We start from the raw sequence: 12,713 nt of genomic DNA on the forward strand, positions 1-12,713 counted from the left end.
AGTTACGCCAACGTGATTTGCCTTGACCGGGCGTCTTTCTATGTTTTGTAGCATGGTTTCGAACGCGCGTTGCTTGCGCATTTGGCCATGCTCCTTGGAAAGACGATCTTCGACCGGTGAAAGGCTGCCCCATGTTGATCAAATCGAAAAAGGGCTGGGAAATTCCAGAGCGCGAGGCGACGCCTCAGGAAATATTTTTCAACCGCCGCCGGTTTTTGAAAACCACGGGGCTGGTGCTGGCCAGCGCGGCGAGCATGGGGCTCGGCGCCTGTGACGGGGAAGCGGAGGAAAGCGGCGCGGGCGCTGGCGCCTCCGGCACGAGCAGCGATCCGACCGCCGATCTTTATCCCGTCACGCGCAACGAGCGCTATATGATCGAGCGGGAGCTGACGCCGAAATCCATTTCCTCCACCTATAACAATTTCTACGAGTTCGGCTCCCACAAGCGCATCTATGATAAGGCGCAGGAGCTGAAGATCCGCCCCTGGCAGGTGGTGATCGACGGGGAAGTGAACAATCCCGAAACGCTCGATATCGATACGCTGATCCGCGCCATGCCGCTGGAAGAACGGCTCTACCGGCACCGCTGTGTGGAAGCCTGGTCCATGACTGTGCCCTGGTCCGGTTTTGCCTTGAAGGAGCTCGTCAAGCGCGCCGACCCAAAGTCGAGCGCCCGGTATGTGCGCATGGAAACCTTCCAGGACCCGGACATGGCGAGCGGCCAGCGGCAATACTGGTATCCCTGGCCATATGTGGAAGGGCTGACCATGGAAGAGGCGACGAACGATCTTGCCTTCATGGTAACGGGCGTTTACGGCGAGCCCTTGCCGAAACAATATGGCGCGCCGATCCGCCTCGCGGTGCCGTGGAAATATGGCTTCAAATCCATCAAGTCCATCGTGCGCTTCACCTTCACCTCTCAGCGCCCGGTGAGCTTCTGGGAAGAGATCAATCCGCAGGAATATGGGTTCTGGGCGAATGTGAACCCGGAAGTGCCGCATCCGCGCTGGTCGCAGGCTACCGAAGAAGTGCTGGGCACGGGCAAGCGCGTGCCGACGCAGCTCTTCAACGGCTACGGCGAATATGTCGCCGGGCTCTACAAGGACATGCAGGACAAGCCGATCTATTTCTGACCGGTTTTGCGGCATGTTGAGGTGTCACCCCGGGCTTGACCCGGGGTCCATGCAGCGTTCCTACTTGCCGCAACTTCCCATGGACCCTCGGGTCACGCCCGAGGGTGACGCGTAAGAGGCACGCACCTGCAACAATGCGTCACGCAATGTGACTGGCGCAGCGCGGGAGCGCGGCTAAACTGCGCCCATGTCAAAACCCGTTCCTTCCGCTTCCCTCATCATTTTCGATTGCGACGGCGTGCTGGTCGATACCGAGCGCGTTGCCAATGAATTGCTGGTGCGCCTGCTTGCCGATCTCGGCATGGTCATCACCTATGCCGAGTGCCGCCGCCGTTTCGTCGGCCGCTCGCTTAGCTCCGTGCAGGAAGATGTAGAAGCCGAGCTTGGCCGCAAACTTGCGCCCGATTGGCCAGATGCTGTGGTGCGCAAAGAAACGCTGCATGCCTTTGAAGCGGGGATCGAGGCAATTGCGGGCGTGCGCGAACAGCTCGAATGGCTCGCCGGTCTGCCGCATCCTTTTTGCGTCGCCTCCTCCGGCCAGATCCAGAAGATGCACGCAACGCTCGGCTCCTCCGGTCTTTTGCCTTTCGTCAAGGATGTGCTTTTCAGCGCCGATATGGTGGGGAAGGGCAAGCCCGCGCCCGATCTCTTTTTGCATGCCGCTGCGCAAATGGGCCATGCGCCGGAAACATGCGTGGTGATCGAGGATAGTGTGCCGGGCGTGCAGGCCGGCATGGCAGCGGGCATGAAGGTGCTGGGCTATGCGGGCGATCCGCATACGGATGCAGAAGGCCTGAAACGCGAAGGCGCGCATCTCTTTCATGACATGCGCGCCTTGCCGGATCTTTTATCGGCCGGATTTTAACCCGGCTGGGCGGAGCTTATTCCGCTGCTGCTTTCGCAGGCGTTGCTTCCTGGGCGGCGATATAACGCTCGGCTTCGAGCGCTGCCATGCAGCCAAGGCCCGCCGCCGTGACGGCCTGACGGTACACATCGTCCGTCACATCGCCGGCGGCAAAAACGCCGGGAATGGAGGTGACGGTGGAATCGGGCGCGGTGACCAGATAACCGCCTTCTTTGGTTTCCAGCTCTTCTTCGAAAAGCTCGACCGCGGGCTTATGGCCGATGGCAATGAAGACGCCGTCCGTCTTGCGCTCGGAAATCTCGCCGGTCTTCAGGTTTTTCAGACGCACGCCGGTCACGCCGAGCGGGTCTTCATCGCCCAGAATTTCTTCCAGCGCGCTGTCCCAAACGACTTCGATCTTCTCGTGATTGAAGAGGCGGTCTTGCAGAATTTTTTCCGCGCGCAATTCATCGCGCCGGTGGACAAGCGTCACCTTGCTGGCAAAATTCGTCAGGAACAGCGCTTCCTCGACGGCCGTGTTGCCGCCGCCCACCACCACGACTTCCTTGCCGCGGTAGAAGAAACCGTCACAGGTCGCGCAGGCGGAAACGCCGAAGCCCTGGAACTTTTCTTCGGAAGGAAGGCCCAGCCATTTCGCCTGGGCGCCCGTCGCAATGATCAGCGCATCGCAGGTATAGACCGTGCCGCTGTCGCCGGTGAGGCGGAAGGGATGCACACCAAGCTCGGCGCGGACGATCGTGTCGGAGACCATATTGGTGCCGACATTGCGCGCCTGAGCTTCCATCTGTTCCATCAGCCAGGGGCCCTGAATGGGATCGGCAAAACCGGGATAGTTTTCGACATCCGTCGTAATGGTCAACTGCCCGCCCGGCTGAATGCCTTGAATGAGCGTCGGCTCCAGCATGGCGCGCGCCGCATAGACGGCAGCGGTATAGCCGGCAGGCCCGGACCCGATGATGATGACTTTGGAATGCTGTAGCTCGGACATGGGACACTCGTTCTTTTAAGGGGGCGTGGGGATCAATCAAACTCGTGGTGCGGCCCAGCCGGTCAACGGGGCCGGTCAGCGGTGCCGGTCACCGGCCCCGGTTCCCCGTAATATAGGGAACCGGGGCCGATACCGAAAGGCGGCTAAGCGCTTTAAAGCGGCTTAGAGGGCTTCGGCATGTTCCTTGAGGTAGGAAGCAACGCCTTCGGCGTCGGCCTTCATGCCTTCATCGCCCTTGTTCCAGCCGGCAGGGCAGACTTCGCCGTGCTCTTCGTGGAACTGCAGCGCATCGACGAGGCGGATGGCTTCGTCCACGTTCCGACCGAGCGGCAGGTCGTTGACGAGCTGGTGGCGGACCACGCCTTCCTGGTCGATGAGGAACGTGCCGCGCAGCGCCACGCCGTCATCTTCGATCAGCACGTCATAATCGCGCGCAATCTGCTTGGTCATGTCGGCCACCATGGGGAATTTCACCGGGCCGAGGCCGCCGTCGGCAGGCGCCGTGTTCCGCCAGGCATAGTGCGAGAACTGGCTGTCCACGGAGACCGCGACGACCTTCGTGTTGCGCTCTTCGAATTGCGGCACACGGTTCGAGAAGGCCAGAATTTCCGAGGGGCAAACGAAGGTGAAGTCGAGCGGGTAGAAGAAGACGATGCCGTAGCTGCCCTTCAGGTGCTCTTTCAGGTTGAAATTTTCGACGATTTCACCGTCGGCGAGCACCGCGGCTGCGGTGAAATCCGGGGCTTGTTTGCCTACGAGAACACTCATAAATGGCTCCTTGGAATGTCTGTTATTTCGCGTTGCTCATCATCGGCGGGGAGGAGATCCGCCGTTACACGCGATTTAGTATTGTTCTAAACTAACGTCAAGAGGCTTGAAGCGGCTAATTTGCCGCAGCGCACCCTTTTTCGGGACGATGGGACGGAAATGAGGGGATAAGGCCGCCTAAAAGGCTTAATCCGCGGCCAGGGAGCCCGTCTCCCGGGCCCAGCGCCCGAGCCCGGCCAGGGTTTGCTCATAGGTGGTGAGCGCGTTGGTGATGACGTTTTCCCGCCAGCTTTCCCGCCGCGGGGCATAATCCTCGCGGATTTCCTCGAAATAGCGCGGCGCTTCGGGCGCATTGAACCCGCCTTCAAAGCGCAGCCAGCGCTCCAAAAGGGAAATCCGCAGGCTTTCGAGCGGATTGTCCTTGGCCCGGGCGGAGCGGAACTCCACCACAGCCCCGGCAAAATCGGCATGATCTTTGACGAGATTTTCGATGCCCCAGAAGACGATGCCGCGCCGGCTCGGCCGTTTCGAACCCCAGAGCGCGTTGACATGCTCCGGGTCAAGGGCGCGAGGGCCCCACCATTCCGAAGCCTGGGCAAAGCCCACCGAGCCCGGTTTGGAGAAGCAAAGGAAAATCAGCTCGCCATTGCCGACGGGCCCCGAATGCCAGTCGATAAAGCCGACGCGCCGCGCATGCGCCAGCTCCCGGCGCACCAGCGCGCTGATCACTTCCGTCGACCATTCCGGGCGGATGCCGCCGAAATGAAACCCGTCGGGATGTGTGTACTGGCCGCGCGTAATGGCATCTTCCAGCGCCCATTGCCCATGCACCGAAAGCAGTTTCGTGCTTTGCATCACCAGCTCATTGGCAAAGCCCTTGTCGATATGGCGCGGGCACATGAGCGGGTGCACTTCCGCGTAAAGCGGGTTGGCGGGATGGGGTTTTGAATGATCGAGCCAGTTGCGGTTGAGATCGACATTGTTCTCGGTGCCCCTCAGCCCCCAGGCAAAGCCGAACGGGTTCACCGCATGGATCATGAAAAGCGCCGTGCCCGGCGGCAGCGAGGCAGGGCCCATCTGCTCGATCCAGGCAAGCTGCGCTGCCGAGCCGCCATAACCTTCCGCCCCGTGGGTGCCGGAGGTGTTGATCAGCACGGAGGCGGCATCGCGCGGGCCGAACCAGGCGGCATCGAGGTAAAGCGTCTCGCCCATCGGGCCGGTCGCGGAGGGGTGCTCATAAGTGAAGACGCGCGCGCCCGCATCCGCCGCCGCGCGCACGAAACGGGCGCGGGCTTCGGCATAGGTATCGGAAAAGGAACTTTGGGCGCTCATGCTCAGTTTATTAATCAGTAGGGGGCTGCGCCGCATCGCGGCGGTTAAGACTGCATGATAGATTTATCTCAACGCAAGCGCCAGCATAGGCGATAGGGGGCGCTGCGATAAGGCGAAATTGCCTTGCGCGCATTCCCCCGCCTGGAGAGAGGACAAATGAGCGGTACATTGAACTTGAAAGACGCGTCACTTCTGAAAACCGCCTGCTATATCGACGGGGCCTGGGTCGGAAAAGGCGCGATCGACGTGACGAACCCGGCGACGGGCGAAGTGATTGCCGCCGTTCCTTCGCTGGGAGCAAGCGAGGTGCGCGCGGCCATCGACGCGGCGGAAAAAGCCTTCAAGGACTGGGCGGCGCGCCCGGCCAAGGAACGCGGGCAGATTTTGCGGCGCTGGTTCGATTTGATGATGGAACATCAGGACGATCTGGCAGTACTGATGACGAGCGAGCAGGGCAAGCCGCTGGCGGAATCGAAAGGCGAGATCGCCTATGCCGCGTCCTTCCTGGAATTTTACGGTGAGGAAGCCAAGCGCGTGCACGGCGCCATCGTGCCCGCGCCGACGAATGACCGGCACATCGTCGTGCTAAAGCAGCCGGTCGGCGTCGTGGGCGCGATTACGCCGTGGAATTTCCCCGCCGCCATGATCACCCGCAAAGTGGGCCCGGCGCTTGCCGCCGGCTGCACCTGCGTCGTCAAACCGGCAAGCCAGACCCCGCTTTCCGCGCTGGCGCTGGCCGAGCTCGGCGAGCGGGCGGGCCTGCCCAAAGGTGTTTTGAACGTCATCACCGGCAAGGCCTCTGAGATCGGCGGTGAGCTGACCGCCAATGCCAAGGTGAAAAAGCTCACCTTTACGGGCTCGACGGAAGTCGGCAAGAAGCTGATGGAACAGTCCGCCGCGACGATGAAGAAAATCTCGCTGGAGCTTGGCGGCAATGCGCCTTTTATCGTCTTTGATGATGCGGATGTGGACGCGGCGGTGGAAGGGGCGGTTGCCTCCAAATACCGCAATACAGGCCAGACTTGCATCTGCACGAACCGCTTTCTCGTGCAGGAAGGGATTTACGATGCCTTCGTTGAAAAGCTGGTCGCAAAAGTCGGCTCGCTGAAAGTCGGCAACGGCCTTGAGGACGGCGTGAACCAAGGCCCGTTGATCGACACGGCGGCCATCGAAAAAGTCGAAGAACATGTGAAGGATGCGACCTCGAAAGGCGCCAAGGTTGTGGCCGGCGGCAAGGCCCATGCACTGGGCGGCACCTATTACGAGCCGACCGTCATTTCCGGGGCGACCTCGGACATGCTGGTCGCGCGGGAAGAAACCTTCGGCCCCGTCGCACCCATCTTCAGGTTTTCCACCGAGGCCGAGGCGATCCGCCTCGCCAATCACACGCCGTTCGGTCTTGCCTCCTATTTCTATTCCCGCGATGTCGGGCGCTGCTGGCGCGTGGCAGAGGCGCTGGAATCCGGGCTTGTCGGTGTCAATGCGGGGCTCATTTCCACCGAAGTCGCCCCCTTTGGCGGCTGGAAGGAAAGCGGCATCGGGCGCGAAGGCGGCCAATGGGGCATTGAGGAATTCCTCGAAGTGAAATATGTCGCTATGGCAGGGCTTTGATCTTTCTTTGAAAGAGAAGGCGCTGCCTTGAGGCGGCATATTGAGAGGAAGATTTCATGTCGGATGCACAGAAACGGCACGCGGCTATCCGCGCCCTGGATTTCGTGGAAGAGGGCATGAAACTCGGCCTCGGCACCGGCTCGACGGCGGAACATTTCGTCCGCCTTCTGGGCGAGCGGGTAGCGGACGGCTTGAACGTTGTCGGCGTGCCGACCTCCGAGCGCACGGCGGCGCTGGCTGAGGAATTGGGTATTCCGCTCACCAATCTCGATGAAACCCCTGAGCTCGATATTACCTTCGACGGCGCGGATGAGCTCGACAGCCAGCTCCGGCTGATCAAGGGCGGCGGCGGCGCGCTTTTGCGCGAGAAGATCGTCGCAACCGCCTCCAAGCGCATGATCGTGCTGGCGGACGCGTCCAAAGTCGTGAAGACGCTCGGCAAGTTTCCGCTCCCCGTTGAAGTCATTCCCTTCGGCTCGCGCGTCACGTCGATGAAGATTGCCGAAACCGCGCGGGCCTTCGGCTGCGAAGGGCCGATTGAGCCGCGCGACGATGATTATGACGTGCCGTTTCTCACCGATTCGGAAAATTTCATCTATGACTGCCAGTTCGGCGCCATTCCCGATCCGGACGGCCTTTCCCGCGCGCTCAATCTCATTCCCGGTGTGGTGGATAACGGATTGTTTATCTCGATTGCTTCTCTTGCCATTGTCGGAACGGACAAAGGCGCCGATCTGATAGAACCGAAGCCGTAAGGCGGAACCGCTTACAAAGACAAGGCTGCCAGAGAGCATCGGCCTAAAGAGCACGAGAAGACCGAAGGAAATTGAGATGAGCGCTTACGATTACGATCTTTTTGTCATTGGTGCCGGCTCCGGCGGCGTGCGCGCCTCGCGCATGGCGGCGAAATATGGCGCGAAGGTCGCAATTGCCGAAGAATACCGCGTGGGCGGCACCTGCGTCATCCGGGGCTGCGTGCCGAAAAAACTGTTCGTCTATGCCAGTCACTTCGCTGAAAGTTTCGAAGATGCGGCCGGGTATGGCTGGGACGTGCCGGAGGCGAGCTTTTCCTGGGAAAAGCTGATCGCCAATAAAGACCGGGAGATTGACCGGCTGAACGGCATCTATATCCGTAACCTGAAAAATTCCGGCGTCGAGATCATCGAAAGCCGCGCCGAGCTGAAAGACGCGCACACTGTGCATCTGGTGCAGGAAGGGCGCGATGTGACGGCGGACAAGATTCTGATCGCCGTGGGCGCCTGGCCTTACCTGCCCGCCATTCCGGGCATCGAGCACGCGATTTCTTCTAACGAGGCTTTTCATCTTGAGACCTTGCCGAAGGAAATCACCGTTGTGGGCGGCGGCTATATCGCGGTGGAGTTTGCAGGTATTTTCAACGGGCTCGGCGTCAAGACGGTGCAGCTTTACCGCGGCCCGAAGATCCTGCGCGGCTTCGATGAAGACCTGCGCGACACGCTGCAGGACGAGATGATCAAGAAGGGCATCGACGTTCTCACCAATACCGATATTGCCGAGATCGTGAAGCTGGAAGGCGGGCGCCTGCAGGTCATTCTGCAGGACGGCGACAGCTACGAAACCGACTGCGTGATGTATGCAACGGGCCGGCGGCCGAAAGTGGACGGTCTTGGTCTGGAAAAAGCCGGCGTCATTTTGAACAAGGCCGGCGCCATCGCGGTCGATGCCCGTTCCAAAACGAATATCGACAATATCTATGCGGTGGGTGATGTGACGGACCGTGCCAATCTGACGCCCGTCGCCATCCGCGAAGGGGCGGCTTTCGCCGAAACCGTCTTCAACGACAACCCGCAAGAGGTCGATCATTCGATTATTCCGACCGCGGTCTTCTCCCATCCGGAAATCGGCACGGTCGGCATGACCGAGGAAGAGGCGTGCCGCGCCCATGGCGAGGACGGCGTCACCATCTTCAAATCCACCTTCAAGCCCATGCTCCACACGCTGTCGGGGCGGGACGAGCGCACGCTGATGAAAATCATCGTGGAGAAGAAGAGCGACAAGGTGCTCGGCGTGCACATGATCGGCCCTTACTCGGGCGAGATGATCCAGACGGTGGGCATTGCCGTCACCATGGGCGCCACCAAGGCCCAGTTCGACGCCACGATTGCCGTGCACCCCACGGCGGCGGAGGAGCTGGTGACCATGAAAGAGCCCTATATTGCGCCCACAGCCCAGGCCGCGGAGTGAGGCCTTCCGGAGAGCTTCAATAAAATCAAGCCCTTAGCCTTGGCGTTCGAAATCTTTGGGGCTATATAGTAGGGTGAAGCTGACAGGGAGCGTGCGGTTCGGGCCTTCGATCGTAATCGAGGGCCAAGGCTGCGCGCCTCTTTGTATTTGAAAATCAAAGACTTAAGTGATCCAGACTTAGTTGAGCGAAACAAGGAAGAGACCAATGGCGGAGAAGTGGACGCCGGAAAGTTGGAGATCGAAACCTATCAAGCAGGTTCCGACCTATCCGGATGCGGAAGCGGTAAAGGCAGTCGAAGCGGCCTTGCGCAATTATCCGCCGCTGGTTTTTGCAGGGGAAGCCCGCAGCCTGAAAGCCGAGCTCGCCGAAGTCTGTGAAGGACGCGCGTTTCTGCTCCAGGGCGGCGACTGCGCGGAGAGCTTTGCCGAATTCCACCCGGACAATATCCGCGACACGTTCCGCGTGCTGTTGCAGATGGCGGTGGTGCTGACCTTCGCCGCCTCCTCGCCGGTCGTGAAAGTGGGCCGTATTGCCGGCCAGTTCGCCAAGCCGCGCTCGTCCGATACCGAGACGATCGACGGGGTGGAGCTGCCGAGCTACCGCGGCGACATCATCAACGGCATGGAGTTCACGAAGGCTGCGCGCGTGCCGGACCCGCAGCGCCAGCTTCAGGCGTATAGCCAGGCGGCGGCGACGCTGAACCTCATCCGCGCGTTTGCCAAAGGCGGCTATGCGGACCTGCATCATGTGCACCGCTGGACACTGGGCTTCGTCTCCGACAGCCCGGAAGGCGCGCGCTATGAGGAACTCGCCACGCGTATTTCCGAAGCGCTCGATTTCATGCGGGCCTGCGGCATTGACGGCGACACCGCGCCGCAAATGCGCGAGACGGAATTCTACACGAGCCACGAAGCGCTGCTTCTGGGCTATGAGCAGGCGATGACGCGGATCGATTCCACCACGGGCGAGTGGTACGACACCTCCGCCCATATGCTCTGGATCGGCGACCGCACGCGCCAGGCCGATCATGCGCATGTGGAATTCTGCCGCGGCGTGAAGAACCCGATCGGCATGAAATGCGGCCCCTCCATGGAAGCCGACGATCTTCTGCGTCTCATCGATGCGCTGAACCCGGAAAACGAACCGGGCCGGTTGACGCTGATCGCCCGTTTCGGGGCCGGCAATGTGGAAAAGCATCTGCCCGGTCTTATCCGTGCGGTGGAAAAAGAAGGCCGTAAGGTCGTCTGGTCCTGCGATCCCATGCATGGCAACACGGTGAAGGCCTCCAACGGCTTCAAGACGCGTCCGGTGGACCGGGTGCTGGCGGAAGTGCAGGAATTCATGGCCGTGCACCGCGCCGAAGGCACCCATGCGGGCGGCGTCCATTTCGAAATGACGGGCCGCGATGTCACCGAATGTATCGGCGGCGCGCAGGCGATTACGGAAGGCGATCTGTCCTCCCGCTATCACACGCATTGCGACCCGCGCCTCAACGCCAATCAGGCGCTGGAACTTGCGTTCCTCATCGCCGAAGGGCTGAAGGCCGAGCGCTCCGCGCAGCAGGCCGCAGGTGTTGCCGCCGCCGAATAAGCGGCCCGGACAGAAGAAGTACGATAGAATAAGAAAGGGCGGCCTCGCGGGGCCGCCCTTTTTATTGGGAAATGCTCAGGCGTCTTAGCAGCAACCGCCGCCGCTTTTCGATGCGGGCGGGCAGCATTCATTTGCTTCCGGCTCACCGACAATCAGCATGTCGGCATAGGCGCCGGTGCGCAGAACCGCCGCGTCCATGCCCGAGACGGTGACGCGTTCGCCGCGGCGGAAGATACGGCCTTCATCGTCGGCGACTTCCGCCCAGGGCCCGGCATAAAGCGCCACGGCTTCTTTCTGCGCGGCGGCATCGGCGGAGGGCTTGTAAGCGAGGACGGTGACGGAGCGGTACTCGATCCCTTCCACCACTTGCCAGGGCGCATGGTCGAACTTGTCGAAAGCCGCGCCCACAAAGCCTGCATCGGCCAGCGCGTCGATGAAGCCGAGCTCGGTCAGCGCGCCGGAGATGCAGCCGCTCCAAAGCGTTGCATCGTTTTTCAGATGCTCCGGGCTTTCCACATCCGAGACGATATCGGAAACGGCGATACGCCCGCCCGGCTTCAGCACACGGAACATTTCGCGGAAGAGCTGCGGCTTTTCATGGTCGGGCACGAGATTGAGCACGCAGTTGGAGACGATCACATCCACGCTGTTATCGGCAACGAGCGGGGCGGTACGGCGCAGCTCCGCCTGTTTGTCGGCGAGCTTCTTGTAATCGGTCGCGGATTTGACCGGATGGCTTTCCAGCCATTGGCCCAGCGCGTCCAGATCGGTCGCCAGATCCTGGATATAGCCATGGCGGAAATCGACATTGTCATAGCCGATCTTCTCGGCGACGAGCGGCTGGCTGCGCTTGGCAAGCTCCAGCATTTCGTCCGTCATATCGACACCGATGACACGGCCCTTGGGCCCGACGATCTGCGAGGCGATAAAGCAGATCTTGCCCCCGCCCGCGCCGAGATCGAGCACGGTTTCGCCTTCGCGCACATAGCGGGAGGGATCGCCGCAGCCATAGTCGCGCTCCAGCACTTCTTCCGGAATGACTTTCAGATAGCGCGGATCGTAATCCACCGGGCAGCAAAGGGCTTCCTCAAGGGCTTCGGCGGCGGCGCCGTAGCGCTGTTTGACGGCTTCCATATCGGTCTCCAGAGTGAGAAATTTCCCGCAGAATAGTCGGGAAAAGCGGGCTTTACTCTAACATTTCCGTGAGACGTCGTGTTGACATATTATTTAACGTATGCGTTAAATAATAACGAAATAGGACATGGAATGACGATGCGGATGCAAAACCCGGCACCGGAAAATCTGGACCTTATTCTGACGGCGCTGGGCGACCCGGCCCGCCGCCGGGCGGTGGAGTTTTTAAAAGACGGTCCCCGCCGCGCCGGGGAGATCGCCGAGGCGGCGGGCATGAGCGGCCCGGCCATGAGCCGGCATCTGCGTGTCTTACGAAAAACCCGCCTGATCGCCGAGGAGCGGGTGGAAGAGGACGCGCGCATCAAGCTTTACCGGCTGGAGCGGGCGCCTTTCGAGGCGCTGTCCGGCTGGCTGGCGGAAGTGAGCGCCTTTTGGGGCGACAGTCTGCAGGCGCTCAAAGCCCATGCCGAAAGCGTGGCGCAGGAGGAAAAGGGCGCGGGCAAAGCGCTGCCCGCCCGTACCGCGCGCCGGAGCCGGCCATGAGCACGCCGCCTCCTTCCAACAAGCCGGCATCCGACATTCATGTCAGCATCGAGATCGCGGTGCCGCCCATGCGCCTGTTTGAGATTTTCGTCGGCGATATCGACCGTTGGTGGCGGCGCGGTCCGGAATACCGTTTCTTCCCGCCCTGGGAAGGGGAAATCAGGTTCGAGCAGAACGGCACGACGCGGCTCGTGCACCGGGACGGGGAAGACCCGGCGCGGCGCCATGTGATCGGCGAGGTGACGTGCTGGCAGCCGGGCGAGCGGCTCTCCTTCACCTTCCGCTTGCCGAATTTTACGGCGGATCAGGAAACGCAGGTCGATATCCGCTTCACACCGGCAGGCGAGGGAACGCGGCTGGAGCTCACACATACGGGCTGGGACAGCCTGCCGCCGGACCATCCCGCCTTGCACGGCCTCGCCGGGCACCGCCTGATGATGATGAAGGCCCAGATCTGGGCGCGGAATTTCGAAAGCCTGAAGGCCCGTGCCGGCGATATCATCGCAAACGACTAGGGGAGAGAGC

General features: G+C 61.2%; 12 protein-coding genes. 8 read left to right on the forward strand and 4 right to left on the reverse strand.

Features of this window, described 5'->3' with window-relative positions:
• The first annotated feature begins 131 nt into the window (after window positions 1-131).
• Together msrP and ACOQOT_RS05495 are read left to right on the forward strand one after the other, a co-directional pair.
• Window positions 132-1,133: a protein-methionine-sulfoxide reductase catalytic subunit MsrP gene (gene msrP / locus ACOQOT_RS05490; RefSeq protein WP_420561368.1), complete on the forward strand. Its 1,002-nt coding sequence runs from the start codon at window positions 132-134 to the stop codon at window positions 1,131-1,133.
• A 187-nt stretch (window positions 1,134-1,320) separates the two neighbouring features.
• A complete protein-coding gene (locus tag ACOQOT_RS05495; protein ID WP_420561369.1) occupies window positions 1,321-1,998 on the forward strand; it encodes an HAD family hydrolase in 678 nt (225 codons plus the stop codon).
• Between the two features lie 16 nt (window positions 1,999-2,014).
• Here ACOQOT_RS05495 and trxB read toward each other — a convergent pair whose 3' ends face one another.
• From trxB to ACOQOT_RS05510, 3 genes are all read right to left on the reverse strand, one after another.
• On the reverse strand, window positions 2,015-2,986 hold the full coding sequence (trxB, locus tag ACOQOT_RS05500; RefSeq protein WP_420561370.1) for a thioredoxin-disulfide reductase: 972 nt from the start codon (window positions 2,984-2,986) through the stop codon (window positions 2,015-2,017).
• Between the two features lie 162 nt (window positions 2,987-3,148).
• A complete protein-coding gene (locus ACOQOT_RS05505) occupies window positions 3,149-3,754 on the reverse strand; it encodes a peroxiredoxin (RefSeq protein ID WP_420561371.1) in 606 nt (201 codons plus the stop codon).
• A 186-nt stretch (window positions 3,755-3,940) separates the two neighbouring features.
• A complete protein-coding gene (locus ACOQOT_RS05510) occupies window positions 3,941-5,086 on the reverse strand; it encodes a DUF2817 domain-containing protein (protein WP_420561372.1) in 1,146 nt (381 codons plus the stop codon).
• 156 nt (window positions 5,087-5,242) lie between these two features.
• Here ACOQOT_RS05510 and ACOQOT_RS05515 point away from each other — a divergent pair, with 156 nt between their 5' ends.
• The 4 genes from ACOQOT_RS05515 (at window position 5,243) to ACOQOT_RS05530 (ending at window position 10,511) form a co-directional block, all read left to right on the forward strand.
• Window positions 5,243-6,697: an NAD-dependent succinate-semialdehyde dehydrogenase gene (locus ACOQOT_RS05515; RefSeq protein WP_420561373.1), complete on the forward strand. Its 1,455-nt coding sequence runs from the start codon at window positions 5,243-5,245 to the stop codon at window positions 6,695-6,697.
• 56 nt (window positions 6,698-6,753) lie between these two features.
• A complete protein-coding gene (gene rpiA, locus ACOQOT_RS05520) occupies window positions 6,754-7,452 on the forward strand; it encodes a ribose-5-phosphate isomerase RpiA (RefSeq protein WP_420561374.1) in 699 nt (232 codons plus the stop codon).
• Window positions 7,453-7,528: 76 nt separating this feature from the next.
• Complete coding sequence (gor, locus tag ACOQOT_RS05525; RefSeq protein WP_420561375.1) at window positions 7,529-8,920, forward strand: glutathione-disulfide reductase; 1,392 nt, start codon at window positions 7,529-7,531, stop codon at window positions 8,918-8,920.
• A gap of 205 nt (window positions 8,921-9,125) precedes the next feature.
• A complete protein-coding gene (locus ACOQOT_RS05530) occupies window positions 9,126-10,511 on the forward strand; it encodes a class II 3-deoxy-7-phosphoheptulonate synthase (protein WP_420561376.1) in 1,386 nt (461 codons plus the stop codon).
• An 84-nt stretch (window positions 10,512-10,595) separates the two neighbouring features.
• Here ACOQOT_RS05530 and ACOQOT_RS05535 read toward each other — a convergent pair whose 3' ends face one another.
• On the reverse strand, window positions 10,596-11,645 hold the full coding sequence (locus ACOQOT_RS05535; protein ID WP_420561377.1) for a methyltransferase domain-containing protein: 1,050 nt from the start codon (window positions 11,643-11,645) through the stop codon (window positions 10,596-10,598).
• Between the two features lie 132 nt (window positions 11,646-11,777).
• On the opposite strand from ACOQOT_RS05535, the gene ACOQOT_RS05540 reads away from it, so the two are divergent.
• Together ACOQOT_RS05540 and ACOQOT_RS05545 are read left to right on the forward strand one after the other, a co-directional pair.
• Window positions 11,778-12,188, forward strand: a complete 411-nt coding sequence (locus tag ACOQOT_RS05540; protein WP_420561378.1) for an ArsR/SmtB family transcription factor — start codon at window positions 11,778-11,780, stop codon at window positions 12,186-12,188.
• Window positions 12,185-12,703, forward strand: coding sequence for an SRPBCC domain-containing protein (locus ACOQOT_RS05545; protein ID WP_420561379.1), 519 nt, complete (start codon window positions 12,185-12,187; stop codon window positions 12,701-12,703). The genes ACOQOT_RS05540 and ACOQOT_RS05545 overlap by 4 nt, the downstream gene beginning before the upstream one ends.
• Window positions 12,704-12,713: the final 10 nt, after the last annotated feature.

Source organism: Tepidicaulis sp., assembly GCF_965222285.1.
Taxonomy (GTDB): Bacteria; Pseudomonadota; Alphaproteobacteria; order Parvibaculales; family Parvibaculaceae; genus Tepidicaulis.